13 protein-coding genes and 1 CRISPR repeat array are annotated in these 15,212 nt (G+C 66.6%); of the genes, 6 read left to right on the top strand and 7 right to left on the bottom strand.

From position 1 onward, the window contains the following. Positions 1–11: 11 nt before the first annotated feature. On the bottom strand, positions 12–1,265 hold the full coding sequence (locus tag DEIPR_RS01870; protein WP_148231755.1) for an NRAMP family divalent metal transporter: 1,254 nt from the start codon (positions 1,263–1,265) through the stop codon (positions 12–14). Positions 1,266–1,348: 83 nt separating this feature from the next. Next, positions 1,349–2,227 carry a sulfurtransferase gene (locus DEIPR_RS01875; protein WP_013614137.1) on the bottom strand — a complete coding sequence of 293 codons (879 nt, stop codon included), beginning with the start codon at positions 2,225–2,227 and terminating at the stop codon, positions 1,349–1,351. A gap of 22 nt (positions 2,228–2,249) precedes the next feature. Here DEIPR_RS01875 and DEIPR_RS01880 point away from each other — a divergent pair, with 22 nt between their 5' ends. Continuing rightward, on the top strand, positions 2,250–2,723 hold the full coding sequence (locus DEIPR_RS01880; protein ID WP_013614138.1) for a hypothetical protein: 474 nt from the start codon (positions 2,250–2,252) through the stop codon (positions 2,721–2,723). A 24-nt stretch (positions 2,724–2,747) separates the two neighbouring features. On the opposite strand, the gene DEIPR_RS01885 is transcribed toward DEIPR_RS01880, so the two are convergent. Together DEIPR_RS01885 and dxr are read right to left on the bottom strand one after the other, a co-directional pair. Next, complete coding sequence (locus DEIPR_RS01885) at positions 2,748–3,878, bottom strand: M50 family metallopeptidase (RefSeq protein ID WP_013614139.1); 1,131 nt, start codon at positions 3,876–3,878, stop codon at positions 2,748–2,750. Then, positions 3,875–5,044 carry a 1-deoxy-D-xylulose-5-phosphate reductoisomerase gene (gene dxr, locus DEIPR_RS01890; protein WP_013614140.1) on the bottom strand — a complete coding sequence of 390 codons (1,170 nt, stop codon included), beginning with the start codon at positions 5,042–5,044 and terminating at the stop codon, positions 3,875–3,877. Before dxr ends, DEIPR_RS01885 begins: the two co-directional genes overlap by 4 nt. A gap of 50 nt (positions 5,045–5,094) precedes the next feature. On the opposite strand from dxr, the gene DEIPR_RS01895 reads away from it, so the two are divergent. Continuing rightward, complete coding sequence (locus tag DEIPR_RS01895) at positions 5,095–5,961, top strand: aminoglycoside 6-adenylyltransferase (protein ID WP_041221895.1); 867 nt, start codon at positions 5,095–5,097, stop codon at positions 5,959–5,961. A gap of 1 nt (position 5,962) precedes the next feature. Continuing rightward, positions 5,963–6,235: a CRISPR direct-repeat array (repeat unit 29 nt; unit sequence CGGAACATCCCCGCCTGCACGGGGAAAAC). Positions 6,236–6,324: 89 nt separating this feature from the next. Here DEIPR_RS01895 and ilvD read toward each other — a convergent pair. Then, entirely contained in the window at positions 6,325–8,082 is a 1,758-nt protein-coding gene (gene ilvD, locus DEIPR_RS01900; protein ID WP_083801523.1) for a dihydroxy-acid dehydratase, read from the bottom strand. 251 nt (positions 8,083–8,333) lie between these two features. Between ilvD and ilvB the strand changes: the two genes are divergently transcribed. The 4 genes from ilvB to ilvA all read left to right on the top strand — a co-directional run bounded on the left by ilvB (position 8,334) and on the right by ilvA (position 13,547). Next, the gene (ilvB, locus tag DEIPR_RS01905) at positions 8,334–10,202 is read left to right on the top strand and encodes a biosynthetic-type acetolactate synthase large subunit (RefSeq protein WP_013614143.1); all 1,869 of its coding nucleotides are present in this window, start codon (positions 8,334–8,336) and stop codon (positions 10,200–10,202) included. Next, positions 10,199–10,801 (top strand): acetolactate synthase small subunit, encoded by a 603-nt coding sequence (gene ilvN / locus DEIPR_RS01910; protein ID WP_013614144.1) that lies wholly within the window; start codon positions 10,199–10,201, stop codon positions 10,799–10,801. The genes ilvB and ilvN overlap by 4 nt, the downstream gene beginning before the upstream one ends. Before the next feature lie 79 nt (positions 10,802–10,880). Continuing rightward, positions 10,881–11,891: a ketol-acid reductoisomerase gene (ilvC, locus tag DEIPR_RS01915; protein WP_013614145.1), complete on the top strand. Its 1,011-nt coding sequence runs from the start codon at positions 10,881–10,883 to the stop codon at positions 11,889–11,891. An 81-nt stretch (positions 11,892–11,972) separates the two neighbouring features. Then, positions 11,973–13,547 (top strand): threonine ammonia-lyase, biosynthetic, encoded by a 1,575-nt coding sequence (gene ilvA, locus DEIPR_RS01920; protein ID WP_013614146.1) that lies wholly within the window; start codon positions 11,973–11,975, stop codon positions 13,545–13,547. 53 nt (positions 13,548–13,600) lie between these two features. On the opposite strand, the gene DEIPR_RS01925 is transcribed toward ilvA, so the two are convergent. Then, the gene (locus tag DEIPR_RS01925) at positions 13,601–14,434 is read right to left on the bottom strand and encodes a phosphatidate cytidylyltransferase (RefSeq protein WP_013614147.1); all 834 of its coding nucleotides are present in this window, start codon (positions 14,432–14,434) and stop codon (positions 13,601–13,603) included. A gap of 203 nt (positions 14,435–14,637) precedes the next feature. Further along, positions 14,638–15,189, bottom strand: a complete 552-nt coding sequence (gene frr, locus DEIPR_RS01930) for a ribosome recycling factor (protein WP_013614148.1) — start codon at positions 15,187–15,189, stop codon at positions 14,638–14,640. Between the last annotated feature and the right edge of the window lie 23 nt (positions 15,190–15,212).

A 15,212-nucleotide genomic window follows, 5' to 3' on the forward strand; every position in this document is an offset into this window, starting at 1 on the left:
CCAGGTGCAGTTCAGCCCAGCAGGCCCAGCAGGTTGGCCAGGAACAGCAGGGTAAAGCCGACCAAAAAGGCCAGACCGGCGTAGGCCAGCGCCCGGAGTGTGCCCGACAGGTGCCGCTCGCCGCTTACCAGGCTGAGATTCAGCCACGCGAAGATGGGCGCCGTCACGAAAGCGCTGGTCATGGCGAACTTGAGCAGGCCGGCCAGCTGATTTTGCATCAGCAGGATGATGGCCAGGCCGATGACGCTGATGCCGGTAATCCACAGCGAGATGTCGCGGGTTTTCAGTTCCGGGTCGCCGCGCAGCAGCCGCAGGGCCTCGCCGCTGGCCCGCGCGTAGCCGTCCACCACGGTGATGGTGGTGCCGAACATGCACATAAAGGCGATAAAGGCGATGACCGGCTTGGACCATTCCCCGATGGTGCTGCCGTACATCTGCACCAGCTGCGAGATGTAGGCGGCGCTGGCCGGCTCCAGCTTCTCGCCGTTGCCGTACTGGACCAGGGCGCCCATCGCCACAAAAAAGATGGCGAGCACGGCCGAAGTCACGTAGCCCACATTGAAGTCGAAGATGGTATCGGCGTAGTTGGCGGGGCTGATTTTCTGCTTGGCCTTGATCCACATGGAGTTGATGGCGCTGATTTCGATGGGTGCCGGCATCCAGCCCACCAGCGCCACCAAAAAGGGCAGCGTGGCCAGGTTCCACGGCGACGGCTCCACGAAGCCCGGCACCATGTTGGAGCCTTTGCTGGCAGCGATAAAGGTGGCGGCCACCGTCGCCACCGTCAGGCCAATCACAATCAGTTTGGTGATGCCGTCCAGCGCCTTGTAGTGCCCGGCCACCAGCAGCACCCACACCACCAGCATCATCACGCTGGCCATCACGGGGCCGCTCAGGGCGAAGCCGGCCGGCAGCATGGAGTTGAGAATCACCGCCGAGAGCAGGCCCACGCCCGCTGTGGAAATCACCGACGACACCGCGCACAGGATAAAAAACACCCACAGGTAGCCCCGGCCCTTGCGGGCGTAGCCTTCCACCAGGCTCTGGCCGCTTTCCATGGTGTACTGTGGCCCGAAGCGGAAAAAGGGGTATTTGAGCAGGTTGGTCAGCAGAATCAGCCCCGCCAGCTGCCAGCCGAACAGGGCGCCCGCCTGCGCCGAAGACACGATGTGCGACCCACCGATGGCCGCCGAAGCCATCATGATGCCGGGCCCGAGGGCCGCCAGACGTGTTTGCCAGGTAGAAGATGGGACAGCCGCTTGCATGTCATTTTCTAACATGAAAGTGGCCTAAGGGCCAAACTCGTTATTGGCGCCGCATAGCAGGTTTACATACGCCAGAAAAAGGATTATTCGGCGGTGTCTGTGTTGCCAGTCGTGGTGGGCCGCCCCTCGTCGCTGACCCAGTCGCTCCAGCTGCCGGCGTAGAGGCGGTTGTCCGGCCCCAGCGGCACGCCGGCCAGTTCACGGGCCAGCAGGTTGGGCGTAGCACTCACGCCGCTGCCGCAGTAGGTCACGGTGGGCTGCCCGTCGCCTGCGCCCAGCCGCTCCGCCTGGGCCTCGGCGTTTCGGAAGCGTCCCGATTCATCCAGCGCCCCCAGCCAGTTGCGGTTCACGGCTCCCGGAATGTGCCCGGCTCGGCGGTCTACCGGCTCAGTCTCGCCCCGGTAGCGCTCCGGCGTACGCGAATCAATCAGCAGCGTGCCGGTGGGCAGCGCGGCCACGTCCTCTGCCGTCGCCACGTAGCCAGGCTGCACCTGCGCGGTGAACGTGGCGGGTGCGTTCTGCGGCTCGGCGTCGGTCAGTTCGCCGCCCAGGGCCTGCCACGCCGCCAGCCCGCCGTCCAGCACCGCCACCTGGGTATGCCCCAGCCAGCGCAGCAGCCACCAGGCCCGCGCCGCGTAGTAGCCCTGCGCCCCGCCCGCGTCGTAGCAGACCACCCAGGAGTCGTTCCCGGTGCCCTGCTCGCCCAGCCAGGCTGCCAGGGCTTCCGGCTCCGGCAATGGGTGGCGGCCTCCCGCGCCCGACTCGCTGACCGGGCCGCTCAGGTTCATTTCCAGGTCGGCGTACACCGCGCCCGGCAGGTGGCTCTCCAGGTAGGCCATCCGTCCCAGCAGGGCGTCGCGCAGGTCAAAGCGGCAGTCCAGCAGCCGCAGCCTGGGGTCGTGGAGGTGGGCTTGCAGCCACTCGGCGCTGACCAGTGGGGTAGGCAAATCGGATTGGGTCATGTTCAGAGTCTAGACTCCGGACATGACGAACCTGCCGCCTGTCTGCGTCTCGGCCGAACTGTGGGCTGCACTGATGGGCGCGTCCTCGCCCGCCGACGTGGTGCTGAGCGACGGAGGGCTGCCGCCCGATTTGCCCGTTGTGCTGCCGGCGGCTTTGCAGGCGGACATCATCGGTGGGGTGCGTGCCCCGGCACCAATCTGGACCTTTGCCTACGAGGACACCGACCAGATTGTCAGCTCGCCGGGTCACCGCTGGCAGGTGTTGATACGCCTCAGTCCGTCTCAGCCACAGCTGTTGTCTGACCTGCAGGGCAGTCTGGAAGTGCAGGGCTTCGAGTTAGAGAAGACGGGGACTTATCTGCTGTGGGGTGTCCGGCAAGACCCGCCGCAGTCGGTTGAGGTGCTTTTGCCCAGGGGAGCGGGTTTCCTTTTTCTGCGTGTGAGCGATATCCAGCCGCAGGCAGCGTGGGCGCAGCGCCCCGGAGATGCCGGGTAAGCACCGCCGTCCCAGAACCTCCGCCTAGAAGAACCGCGTCACATCCCGCACCAGCACGAAAGCCATCAGCAGCATCACGAACAGGAAGCCGGCGGCGGTGACGCTCTGCTCCTGCTGAAAGGTCAGCGGACGGCCGCGCAGCATCTCGATCAGGACCAGTGCGATACGGCCCCCGTCCAGGCCCGGAATGGGCAGCAGGTTGAACACCGCCAGCGACAGGTTCAGCAGGGTGGCAATCTGCACCAGGGCCCAGCCGTTCAGCGCCGCCGCCCGGCTGACCGTCTCGGTGATGCGGATGGGGCCGCCCACGTCGTCTGTCTCTTCGCCCTTGAGGTCCAGACTGAACATCTCGCCCAGCAGTCCCGCGAACGAATTCACGACCAGCGGCACGGCCTCGGCGGTGGTTTGCAGCGAGCGGCCCAGTGCCTGCGGGACGCTCACCGGCTGACTGCCGGGACCATAGCGAATGCCCAGCAGCTGCCGCTCGCCGTTCACGGTGGGAGTCCAGTCGAAGGCCAGCTGGCGCTGCTCGGCCTCGCCAGTGCGCTGCACGGTCAGGGTGTGCGGCCCGGCCTCCTTGAGCAGTTCGCCCAGCAGCAGGTAACCGGGGCCAGCCTTGCCGGCAATCTCGGCCTGTTCGGGAATGTCCTGACCGTCCAGCGCCACGATATCGTCGCCGGCGCGCAGGCCCAGGCGCTCAGCGGGCGACCCTGCGATGACCTCGCCCACCCGGACGCGGTCGTTTGCCGTCACGCCCAGGGCGCTGAACGTGGCCGTCATCAGGCCGATCGCCAGCAGCAGGTTGACCAGTGGCCCGGCCAGCAGCACCCCAATGCGGCCCAGTGGGGGCAGCGCCGCAAAGCCGGTGCTGGGATGCCGCAGCGTGCCGTCGGGGGCTTCTTCCGGGGCCATGCCGTCTATCTGCACGTACCCGCCGATCGGCAGCAGCGAGAGGCGCCACTCGGTGCCGCGCCACTGCCTGCGCAGAAGCACCGGCCCCATGCCCACGCTGAACGAATCCACCTTCACGCTCTGCTTGCGGGCGGCCCAGTAGTGTCCCAGCTCGTGCAGGGCCGTAATCACACTTAGCAGCAGCAGCGTCCAGACGATGCCCTGCGGCGACAGTGCCGCCGCGATGGCCTGCATGGGGTTCATGGGCGGCCCCCGCACAGCTCCTGTGCCCGGCGGGTGGCCCAGGCCTGCACGCTCTCTAGCGTGGCCCAGTCCAGCGGTTCTCGCGGGCACTCGTTTAGCACCTGTTCAATGACGCGGGGAATGTCCAAGAAGCCGATGTTCCCGGCCAGAAAGGCGGGCACGGCCACCTCGTCGGCGGCGTTGAGGGCGGCGGGCAGCAGACCGCCAGCCTCGCCGGCACGGTAGGCCAGTCCCAGTGCGGGGAAGCGTTCCAGGTCGGGCGCGTGAAACTCCCACCGCCCTTCCAGCGGCCAGGCCAGATGTTCGGCCGCGCCCTGACCGCGCCGCGCTCCCACCACCTCGCCGGGGCGGGTCATGCCGCCCGCTGCGGCCGCTTCTATGGCGTAGGCGATAGACAGCCGCATATCGGTCGGTCCCACGTTGGCGCTGAGGTTGCCATCAACCCAGCGCACCGCCGCATGCATGATGCTCTGCGGATGAACGACCACCCGCACCTGCGACAGCGGCAGGCCGTACAGCGCGGCGCATTCCATCACCTCCAGGCCCTTGTTCAGAAGCGTGGCGCTGTCCACCGTGATTTTCTGGCCCATGTTCCAACTGGGATGGTTCAGCGCCTGCCCGGGGGTGACCGTGCTCAGGTCGGCGGGGCCGAGGCGGAACGGTCCACCCGACGCCGTCAGAATCAGCTCGGCCACGTCGCTCAGGCGCTCGCCCACCAGGCACTGATAGATGCCGGTGTGCTCCGAGTCAATCGGCACCACGCTACCGCCCCCCTGCTGCGCCGCCGCCCAGATGAGCGGGGCGGCCGTGACCATCGCTTCCTTGGTCGCCAGGGCGACCGCCCGGCCCGCTTCCAGCGCGGCGCGGGTGGGGGAGAGGCCCGGCAGGCCCCCGATGGCGTTGACCACCACGTCGGCTTCACGGACCGCCAGCTCGGCCAGCGGCAGGATTTCGGTCTGACTGAAGCGGGCTTTGGCTTGGGCGTATCTCTCCTCGGCCACCGCCACGGCGGCGGGCTGCCACTCCTGCACCTGGGTTTCCAGCAGGTCCAGGTTGCGCCCGCCGGCCAGGGCTGCCACCTGCCAGCCGCGCTGCCGCGCTACCTCCAGGGTCTGCGTGCCGATGCTGCCTGTACTGCCGAGAACCGTGAGCTTCACGCTTTCCATGATGCCGCATGTGGGTGAGGGGGCGGGGAGGGCAGCGTTACGCTAGAGACATGTCTGAAACCGTGCTACTGCGCCGCGTGCGGGCTTTTGCTGAAGCCGACCCCCGTGTCCGGGCCGCCGTGCTGAGTGGCTCGCGGGTGAATGCGGCCATTCGGCCCGACCCGTTTCAGGATGTTGACCTCACTCTGTACGTGCGCGACCTGCCGTCGTTCACTGCCGACCACGGCTGGATAGACCGCTTCGGTGAACGGATGATTCTGCAGATTCCAGTGCTGATGGGCGCACAGGACTACGATCACGCCTCGCCCATCCTCTATCTGATGCAGTTCATGGATGGCAGCCGGCTGGACCTGGGCCTGGTGCCGCTGGAGCGCCGCGCCGAGTTTCCGCCCGAAAGCCTCTCACGGGTGCTGCTGGATAAGGACGGAATCTTTCTGGCCCTGCCGGAACCGCACGAGGGAGATTATTTCCCACAGCCGCCCAGCGCCCAGGCGTTTGCCGACTGCTGCAACGAGTTCTGGTGGCTGGCTCCGTACGCGGTCAAGGGGCTGCGGCGTGGGCAGCTGGGATACGCCAAATACCACCTGGACACCCTGATGCGCGGCGAGCTGCTGCGAATGCTGGAGTGGGCGTTCGGGTGCCGCACGGGGTGGGCGCGCAATCCGGGCAAGTTCGGAGCACGCTTTGCGGGCGTGCTGCCACCGGACTGGTTGACCCGCCTGGACACGACCTATGCGGGTGCGGATGCCGGGGCCAACTGGCAGGCCCTGCTGGCCATGACTGCTCTGTTCCGTGAAGCCGCCGCAGAGGTGGCGGCCTGTACCGGCCACGTTTACCCGCTGCAGGACGATGAACGGGTAAGCGCGTATCTGACACGTGTGGGGGAGGAGGGAGTGGGGCAGAAAGGTGGGCTATGAACGGAACATCCCCGCCTGCACGGGGAAAACGTGATTCCGAAGTAGTCAGACAGCGAAACGAGCGGAACATCCCCGCCTGCACGGGGAAAACCGCCTCCCACATCGAAGAGTTGCTGGCCCGCACGGAACATCCCCGCCTGCACGGGGAAAACGGCGCCGCTGGCCGCTTTGCCGCTCTGCGCACCGGAACATCCCCGCCTGCACGGGGAAAACAAATTCTTCCCGAAAAAAGCCGACTGGGACAGCGGAACATCCCCGCCTGCACGGGGAAAACACTTCTCCTGTCATGCTTCTCGGCCTTCGGGGGCTGTTTGGTATCTTCGCACAGCCTGGATACAGATCACAATCTCCGCACCCCCATGCTCAGTCCGTCACTGCGCCGCGCTCGGCTCCGCTGACCAGTCGGGCGTATTTGGCCAGCACGCCCCGCGTGTAGTTGGGAGCCGGCTGCACCCATTCGCTGCGGCGGCGCTGCAATTCGGCGTCGTCTACGTGCAGGTTCAGTTCCAGCTTCTCGGCGTCCAGCTCGATCGTGTCGCCCTCGTGGACCAGCGCGATGGGGCCGCCCACGTAGGCTTCGGGGGCCACGTGGCCCACCACCAGCCCGAAGGTTCCTCCCGAAAAGCGCCCGTCGGTAATCAGGCCCACGCTGTCGCCCAAGCCCTTGCCGATGATAGCGGAGGTGGGTGAGAGCATTTCGCGCATGCCGGGGCCGCCCCTGGGGCCCTCGTAGCGAATCACCAGTACGTCGCCCGGCTGAATCCGGTCGCCCATGATGGCCTCCATGCAGGCTTCTTCCGAGTCGAACACGCGGGCCGGGCCGGTGATTTTGATGCTCTTCAGGCCGCTGATTTTGGCCACGCTGCCGCTGGGGGCCAGGTTACCTCTCAAGATGGCCAGGTGGCCGTCCGCGTACAGCGGCTGGTCAAAGGGCCGAATCACGTCCTGGCCGGCGTCCGGCACGTCCGGCACGTCCGCGAGGTTCTCGGCCACCGTGCGGCCGGTCACGGTCAGGCAGTCGCCGTGCAGCAGCCCGGCCTTCAGCAGCATTTTCATCACGCGGGGAATGCCGCCCACGGCGTGCAGGTCGGCGGCCACGTACTGCCCGCTGGGTTTCAGGTCGCAGAATACCGGTGTGCGCTCACGAATGCGCTCGAAGTCGTCCAGGGTCAGTTCCACCTGCATGGCGTGGGCAATCGCCATCAGGTGCAGCACGGCGTTGGTGGAGCCGCCCACCGCCATAATCACCGTAATCGCGTTCTCGAACGCCTCTTTGGTGAGGATGTCGCGGGGGCGCAGGTCCTGCTCAATCAGGCGAATCAGCGTGCGGCCCGATTCCGCTGCCGAGTCAGCCTTTTCGGCGTCTACGGCGCTCATGGTGCTGGAGTACGGCAGGCTCATGCCCATCGCTTCAAAGGCGCTGCTCATGGTGTTGGCGGTGTACATGCCGCCGCACGACCCGTTGCCGGGGCAGGCTTTGCGCTCGATCGCCTCGAAATCCTCGCGGCTCATCTTGCCTGCGCCGTAGGCGCCCACCGCCTCGAACACGCTCACGATGGTCAGGTCCTGGCCGCCGTGGTGCCCTGGCTTGATGGTGCCGCCATACACGAAAATGGCCGGAATATTCAGCCGCGCCAGGCCGATCATGGCTCCAGGCATGTTCTTGTCGCAGCCGCCCACCACGATCACGCCGTCGTGCGACTGCGCCCGCGACACCGCCTCGATGGAATCGGCAATCACTTCGCGGCTGACCAGCGAACATTTCATGCCCTCGGTGCCCATGCTGATGCCGTCGCTGACGGTAATGGTGCCGTACACCTGCGGCATTCCGCCCGCCGCCTGAATAGCTCCGGTAATCGCGCCGGCCAGCTCGCCCAGGCCGTTGTTGCACGGGGTGATGTTGCTCTGGGCGTGCGCCACTCCCACGATCGGCTTGTCAAAGTCGGCGTCGGTAAAGCCTACCGCCCGCAGCATGGCGCGGTTGGGGGCTTTTTCGTCGCCTGCGGTGACGTGGTGCGAGTTCCAGTTCAGCTTGCGCCCGCCTCCGGACGCCCCGGCGTCTCCCTTTCCGGAGGCTCTGGCCTGCTCACGCGGCCCCGTGTTCGGCTGTCCCTTATCCATCTTCCCAGGATAGGGATTTCCGGTCATGTGACAAGGGGTTGACGCTGGGGCATGTGAAGCGTAAAGTCCTTGCAACTATGTTGCTAACGGCCGTCACCGTACTAATTTCTGGTCCAGGGGAAAACTAGACCAGAAGTTCTGGCTGCCGTTTCTTCCCCCACCCTCCCCGGTGGGGGTTTTTCGTACTTTCCGGTGCGCCATAGTTTCCCGCCCCGCCGCCTTTCGCCCCCCCCTTTCCTGGAGAGCCTGCCATGACTTCACCCCCTGATTCTCCGCAGCCCGGTTCCCCGCAGCCCGACTTCCGACAGCCCGGTTCCCCGCAGCCTGGCTCGCGGCAAACCGACATTCGGCAGACCGGCGCCGGTGCCCTGTGGGCCAGCCTGGAAGCCCACGGCGTGCATACCGTGTTCGGCTATCCCGGCGGCGCCATCATGCCGGTATACGACGCCCTGACGTTCTTTCCGCAGATTCGCCACATTCTGGGGCGTCACGAGCAGGGCTGTATTCATGCCGCCGAAGGTTGGGCCAAGGCCACCGGCGAGCTGGGCGTGGTCCTGGCGACCTCCGGCCCCGGCGCCACCAACCTGGTCACCGGCCTGGCCGACGCCATGCTGGACAGCGTGCCGCTGCTGGCGATCACCGGCAACGTCGCCAGCTTCCTCATGGGCACCGACGCCTTTCAGGAAGCCGATATCACCGGCATTACCCTGCCGGTCACCAAGCACAACTATGTGGTCCGCAGCGCCGAGGAGCTGCCCGGCGTGATTGCAGAGGCCATTCATATCGCCCGCAGTGGGCGGCCCGGCCCGGTGCTGGTGGACATTCCCAAGGATGTGCAGCTGGCCGCCTGCGAGTACGACCCGGCCAGCCTGCGCCCGCACCCGCCGCTGCCCCCGCGTGAGCCGGACGCCGCAGCGCTGGCAGCGGCCCGCGAGTTGCTGGCCCAGGCCACGCGCCCGGTGATGATGGTGGGCGGCGGCGCCCTGGACGCAGCTGCCGAGGTCACGGCGCTGGCCCGCGCCTGGAACATTCCGGTGATTACCACCCTGATGGGCCTGGGCGCCTTCCCGGCCTCCGACCCCCTGTGGCTGGGTATGCCGGGCATGCACGGCAGCGTGGCTGCCAACCGCGCCATCAGTGAAGCGGACGTGCTGCTGGGCATCGGCCTGCGTTTCGACGACCGCGTGACTGGGCGGGTGCGCGACTTCGCCCCGCAGGCCCGCATCATCCACGTGGACTTGGACGCCGCCGAACTGGGCAAGATTGTCGCCACCCACTGCCCGGTTCGGGCCGGCGCCGCGCAGGTGGCCCGCGCCCTGAGCGTGCAGGCTCCCCCGGAGCGCCCGCCGCGCACCGCCTGGCTGGAGCAGCTGGCCGAGTGGAAGGGCCGGGGCCACCACCCGCAGGACTGGGGCGCCGCGCAGGCGGTGCGCCAGGTGGTGGCCCGGCTGCGCCCAGATGACATTCTCAGCTCGGACGTGGGGCAACACCAGATGTTGGCCGCGCAGCTCGCCCGCTTCGAGCGCCCGCGCCGCTGGCTGAACTCCGGCGGCCTGGGCACCATGGGCTTCGGCTTTCCGGCGGCCATCGGGGCGGCGCTGGCCGAGCCGGAGGTGGTCAGCATGGTCATCGCCGGGGACGGCGGCTTTCAGATGACCGCGCAGGAGCTGGCGACCCTGAAGCACGCCGGCATCCACAACGTCAAAATCTGCATCATCAACAACTCCTATCTGGGCATGGTGCGCCAGTGGCAGGAGCTGTTTCACGGCGAGCGGTACTCGGAAGTGGAACTCGGGCCGTCCAATCCCGACTTTCTCAAGCTGGCGGACGCCTACGGGGTGCCGGGGTGGCGGGCCGAGGACAGCGCCGGCCTGGAAGCGGCGCTGGACGGCTGGCTGAACCACCCCGGTTCCGCGCTGCTGGAAGTGGTGGTGCCAAGTCAGCACCATGTCTTTCCGATGGTGCCGGCCGGCGCTTCGCTGGCGGAGATGCTGGAAACCGGTCCAGTGCGGGCGTCCACAGAGGTGTCGGACCTCCCCGCTGGCGTGGAAGCCCCCGGCGACGACATGGAGGCCGTGCCCATCATGGCGCTGGACGCCCGGAGCGGAGGTCAGGCATGAGCGGCGAACATCTCGTTTCGGCCCTGGTGCGCGACGAACCGCGTGTGCTGACCCGCATCACTGCGCTGTTCGGGCGGCGTGGCTACAACATCAAGAGCCTCAGCGTGGGCGCCACCGAAACGCCCGGCGTCTCGCGGATGACTTTCGTGGTGGGCGGCGAGCGCGGCGTGGTGGAGCAGGCCATGCGCCAGCTGGAAAAGTTGCACGACGTGCTGCAAATCATTGACCACAGCCGGGAAAAGTATGTGGACCGCGAACTGGTGCTGCTCAAGGTGCGGGTGGACAAGGACACCCGGCTGGAGGTGCGCCAGATGGCCGAGGATTTCCGCGCCCGCATCGTGGACGCCGGGCGCCAGGCGCTGATGTTCGAGGTGACCGGCGACGAGGGCAAAATCACGGCCTTTATCGAGCAGATGCGGCCTTTCGGCATCCTGGAAACCATGCGCACCGGCCGGGCGGCCCTGATTCGCGGCTCCAACGCCGATATTGCCAGCCACGTGTATGGCGGCGAGTCTCAGGCATTGGCGGCGCTGGCTTCAGGCCTGCGCCCGGTGCCGCAGCCCCGCGAGGCTGCGAGCCGGGACGGAGGTGAGCAGTAGTTCCAGAGTTCCGCTTCCCCTTCCCCTTGCCCCGGACCGCCCACGCCTGCCCCCTCTCTTTCCTCTAAGGAGACCCCACATGACCGCAAAAATGTACTACGACGCCGACGTTTCCATGCAGCCCCTGGCAGATAAGGTTGTGGCCGTTATCGGCTACGGCTCGCAGGCCCATGCCCACGCCCAGAACATGCATGACAGCGGTGTGAACGTGATCATCGGCTTGCGTGAGGGTTCGGGCAGCCGCGCCAAGGCGGAGCAGGCCGGCCTGCAGGTCATGTCCATCCCGGAAGCCACGCAGGCGGCCGACGTGGTTGCCCTGCTGATTCCCGACGAAGAGCAGCCCAAAGTGTACGCAGAGCAGATGGCCCCGCACCTCACAGCCGGCAAAACGCTGCTGTTTGGGCACGGTTTCAATGTCCACTTTGGCCGGATCACCCCGCCTGCCGAGGTGGACGTGATGCTGGTGGCTCCCAAAGGCCCCGGCCACATGCTGCGCCGCGTGTACAAGGAAGGCGCCGGTATGCCCGGTATCTTCGCCGTGGGCCAAGACGCCTCGGGCCACGCCCGCGACACGGCCCTGGCCTACGCCCGCGCCATCGGCTGTACCCGCGCCGGCGTGCTGGAAACCACCTTCAAGGAAGAAACCGAAACCGACCTGTTCGGTGAGCAGGCGGTGCTGTGCGGCGGGGTGACCCAGCTGATCCAGAGCGGATTTGAAACATTGGTGGAGGCCGGCTACCAGCCCGAAATCGCCTATTTCGAGACGCTGCACGAGGTCAAGCTGATTGTGGACCTGATTTACGAAAAGGGCTTCGAGGGCATGCGCCACTCCATTTCCAACACCGCTGAGTTCGGTGACTACGTGACCGGCCCCCGCATCGTGAACGCCCGCACCAAAGAGGAAATGAAGCAGGTTCTGGCCGACATTCAGAGCGGAGCATTCGCGGACCGCTTCACGGCTGACTATCAGGGCGGCTTCAGCCACATGAACGAGCAGCGCGGCAAAATGCGGGGGCATCAGCTGGAAACGGTGGGCAAGGAACTGCGCCGCAAGATGCCGTTTATCAACCAAGAAGAGCTGGAAGTCTGAGGGTCCGTTCCCGCACAGAAGGCGCTGCCCGCGTTGCCGCGCCTTCTGTCTTTTCGCCGCTGCCCCTGCGAGGAATTCTCTATGTCTGCACCACCTTCCCAGCCCCCTTCCCCCGCTGGCACCTCCTTTGCTTCTGCCACCCCTTTCGGCATGGACCTGGTCCGTGACGTGCTGAACAGCCGGGTGTACGACGTGGCGGTCCGCACGCCACTGCAGCCCGCTCCCCGCCTCTCCGAGCGGCTGGGGCAGCGGGTGTATTTCAAGCGCGAGGACCAGCAACCGGTCTTCTCGTTCAAGTTGCGCGGCGCCTACAACCGTATGGCGCAGCTCTCCGAGGCCGAGCGGGCGGCCGGGGTCATCTGCGCCTCGGCCGGCAACCACGCGCAGGGCGTGGCCTACTCGGCGCAGCAGCTGGGCGTGCGGGCCGTCATCGTGATGCCCGTGACCACCCCCGACATCAAGGTGCGGGCCTGCCGCGACCGGGGCGCCGAGGTGATTCTCTACGGCGACTCGTTCAGCGACGCGGCCGCCCATGCGTTTGAGGTGCAGGCGGAGCGCGGCCTGACCTTTATTCACCCCTTCGACGACCCGGCCGTGATCGCGGGCCAGGGAACGGTGGGCCTGGAACTGCTTTCACAGGTGCAGGAGGGCGCCTACACCGTGTTCGTGCCGGTGGGCGGGGGCGGGCTGATTGCAGGTGTGGCCGCCTTTTTAGGCACGCTGAACCCGGCGGTGCGGATTGTGGGCGTGGAGCCTGAGGACAGCGCCGCCATGAGCCTCAGCATTCAGGCGGGCGAGCGGGTCTGGCTGAAGCAGGTGGGCCTGTTCGTAGACGGGGTGGCCGTCAAGCAGGTGGGCGAACATACCTTCGCGCTGTGCCGCGAGTATGTCCATGACTGGGTCACCGTGACCACCGACGAGGTCTGCGCCGCCATCAAGGACGTGTTCGACGATACCCGCTCCATCATGGAGCCGGCCGGGGCGCTGGCGGTGGCGGGCCTCAAGCGCTACGCCCGGCAGCTGGAGGGTACGGGCCAGACGCTGGTGGCCCTGACCTGCGGAGCCAACATGAACTTTGACCGCCTGCGCCACGTGGCCGAGCGGGCGGAGGTGGGCGAGCAAAAAGAAGCCGTGCTGGCAGTCACCATCCCAGAGCAGCCCGGCGCCTTTGTGCGCTTTTGCGGGGCGCTGGGGCCGCTTGCCGTCACCGAGTTCAACTACCGCTACGCTCCGCGCCAGGACGCCCGCATTTTTGTGGGGGTACAGCTGCAGCGCCCCGGTGACCGCGCCGCCATCGTGCAGCGGCTGGAAGAGGCCGGCTACCCGGTGCTGGACCTGACGGACGACGAGGTCGCCGGGGTGCATGTGCGCCACATGGTGGGCGGCCGCGCCCCCGAAGCCCTGCACGAACGGCTCTACTCGTTTAACTTCCCCGAGCGGCCCGGTGCCCTGCTGGAGTTTTTGCTGCGGCTGGGCCAGGAGTGGAATATCAGTCTGTTTCACTACCGCAATCACGGCTCGGACTATGGGCGCGTGCTGGCCGGCATACAGGTGCCGCTGCAGGACCTGTCCCGCTTCCGTGAGGCGCTGGCCGGTGTGGGCTACGACTTTACCGAGCAGACCGCGAACCCAGCCTACCGGACCTTCTTGCAGTAAAGTGCCCAGTGCCCTCAGGGAGCGGCGCTGGAGGGGCAGCAGGCCTCAGGGCTTCAGCCCCCCAGCAGGCTGATGTGGAGGTACAGGTAAGTGGCCGGTACGGCAAACAGCAGGCTGTCCAGGCGGTCCAGAAAGCCACCGTGGCCGGGCAGGCTGGTGCCGCTGTCCTTGGTCTTCAGCGCCCGCTTGATCAGGCTTTCGGCCAGGTCGCCCAGCTGAGAAGCGCTGGCCACCAGCATGGCGTACAAGAAGGCTTCCGCCGGAGTCCAGATGGGATACACGAACTCGGTCAGCACGGCAATCACCACGAAGCTGAACAGCAGCCCGCTGATGGCGCCTTCCACCGTCTTGGCCGGGCTGATTTCGGGGGCCAGCTTGCGCCGCCCGAAAGTGTACCCCCCGAAGAACCCGCCGATATCGGCCGCGAAGGTTGCCAGCAGCGGCAGCGCAAAATACAGCAGTCCCAGTTCGCTGTCGGGGGTGTAGCGCAGCATCAGGAAGTAGCCCAGCAGCCAGGGGATATAGAGCAGCCCGAACAGCGAGTACACGATGCGCTCCAGCGGGCGCTCACCGGGCCTGATGACCTCAATCACCAGCAGGTATCCCACCGCTACGGTCAGCACGGCCTCGCGCCACGAACCGCCCGGCCAGGGGGTGTCGGGCAGCATCGGCAGGCTGGCAATCAGGATGGCGCTGCCGAACACCGCCAGCGTGCCGCGCCGCACGTCGATGTCGTTGTAGTCCAGCATCCGGACATACTCGAACAGGCCCATGACCGAGACCAGCAGCAGCGCGGGCAGCATGGCCCACCAGCCCAGGTAGACGATGGCGCTGACCACCAGAAAGCCGATGACGGCGGTGCTGACACGGCTGCTCAGGGTTTCCAACGGTAGGGCCTCCGGGGGGTAACTCTGCCGGCGGCGCAGGGCGGGCCGGCAATCTTGGACACTATAGGGCAAGGAGCCCACGGCGGCGAAGGAAAGAGGAGCCAGTGCCCTGCCCGCAGATATGTCCACCCACCCCTTACCAAAGAGGCCGGGAGCGCAGGGGCAGCTTGTCCCCCGTCTCCCGGCCTGCAGCACTGGCCGCTTCAGCCCAGAATCTCGGCTTCCTTGCGGTCGAAGACCTCGTCCACCTTCTTCACGTACTCGTCAGTGATTTTCTGTACTTCGGCTTCGGCGCGTTTCACTTCGTCCTCACCCAGGTCGTCCAGCTTCTTGACCTCGTCGAGAGCGGACTTGCGCACGTTGCGGATGCTGATGCGGGCTTCTTCAGCGTAGCTCTTGGCGTTCTTGACCATTTCCTTGCGGCGCTCCTCGGTCAGCGCCGGGATGGAAATAAAAATCATGTCGCCCTTGTTGTTGGGGTTCAGGCCCAGGTCCGAGTCGCGGATGGCCTTTTCGATGGGATTCAGCGCGCCCCGGTCCCAAGGGGTCACGGTCAGGGTGCGGGCATCGGGGGCGTTGATGCTGGCCACCTGGTCAATCGGCATGGTGGAACCAAAGTACTCCACCATCACCTTTTTCAGGATGCCGGGGTTGGCGCGGCCTGTGCGCAGCACGCCCAGGTTGCTTTCCAGCGCCTCGATGCTTTTGCCCATGCGTTCGCGGGCGTCCTTGTAGATGCTGTTCGTGTCGCTCATCAGTGGTCCTCCTTGAGTCCTTG

Origin of the sequence: Deinococcus proteolyticus MRP, assembly GCF_000190555.1 — a bacterium.
GTDB classification, from domain to species: Bacteria; Deinococcota; Deinococci; order Deinococcales; family Deinococcaceae; genus Deinococcus; species Deinococcus proteolyticus.

Bases quoted from the DNA above. Each gene is read 5' to 3' on its own strand.
- DEIPR_RS01870 (WP_148231755.1), bottom strand. From the start codon at position 1,265: ATGCAAGCGGCTGTCCCATCTTCTACCTGGCAAACACGTCTGGCGGCC.
- DEIPR_RS01875 (WP_013614137.1), bottom strand. From the start codon at position 2,227: ATGACCCAATCCGATTTGCCTACCCCACTGGTCAGCGCCGAGTGGCTG.
- DEIPR_RS01880 (WP_013614138.1), top strand. From the start codon at position 2,250: ATGACGAACCTGCCGCCTGTCTGCGTCTCGGCCGAACTGTGGGCTGCA.
- DEIPR_RS01885 (WP_013614139.1), bottom strand. From the start codon at position 3,878: ATGAACCCCATGCAGGCCATCGCGGCGGCACTGTCGCCGCAGGGCATC.
- dxr (WP_013614140.1), bottom strand. From the start codon at position 5,044: ATGGAAAGCGTGAAGCTCACGGTTCTCGGCAGTACAGGCAGCATCGGC.
- DEIPR_RS01895 (WP_041221895.1), top strand. From the start codon at position 5,095: ATGTCTGAAACCGTGCTACTGCGCCGCGTGCGGGCTTTTGCTGAAGCC.
- ilvD (WP_083801523.1), bottom strand. From the start codon at position 8,082: ATGGATAAGGGACAGCCGAACACGGGGCCGCGTGAGCAGGCCAGAGCC.
- ilvB (WP_013614143.1), top strand. From the start codon at position 8,334: ATGACTTCACCCCCTGATTCTCCGCAGCCCGGTTCCCCGCAGCCCGAC.
- ilvN (WP_013614144.1), top strand. From the start codon at position 10,199: ATGAGCGGCGAACATCTCGTTTCGGCCCTGGTGCGCGACGAACCGCGT.
- ilvC (WP_013614145.1), top strand. From the start codon at position 10,881: ATGACCGCAAAAATGTACTACGACGCCGACGTTTCCATGCAGCCCCTG.
- ilvA (WP_013614146.1), top strand. From the start codon at position 11,973: ATGTCTGCACCACCTTCCCAGCCCCCTTCCCCCGCTGGCACCTCCTTT.
- frr (WP_013614148.1), bottom strand. From the start codon at position 15,189: ATGAGCGACACGAACAGCATCTACAAGGACGCCCGCGAACGCATGGGC.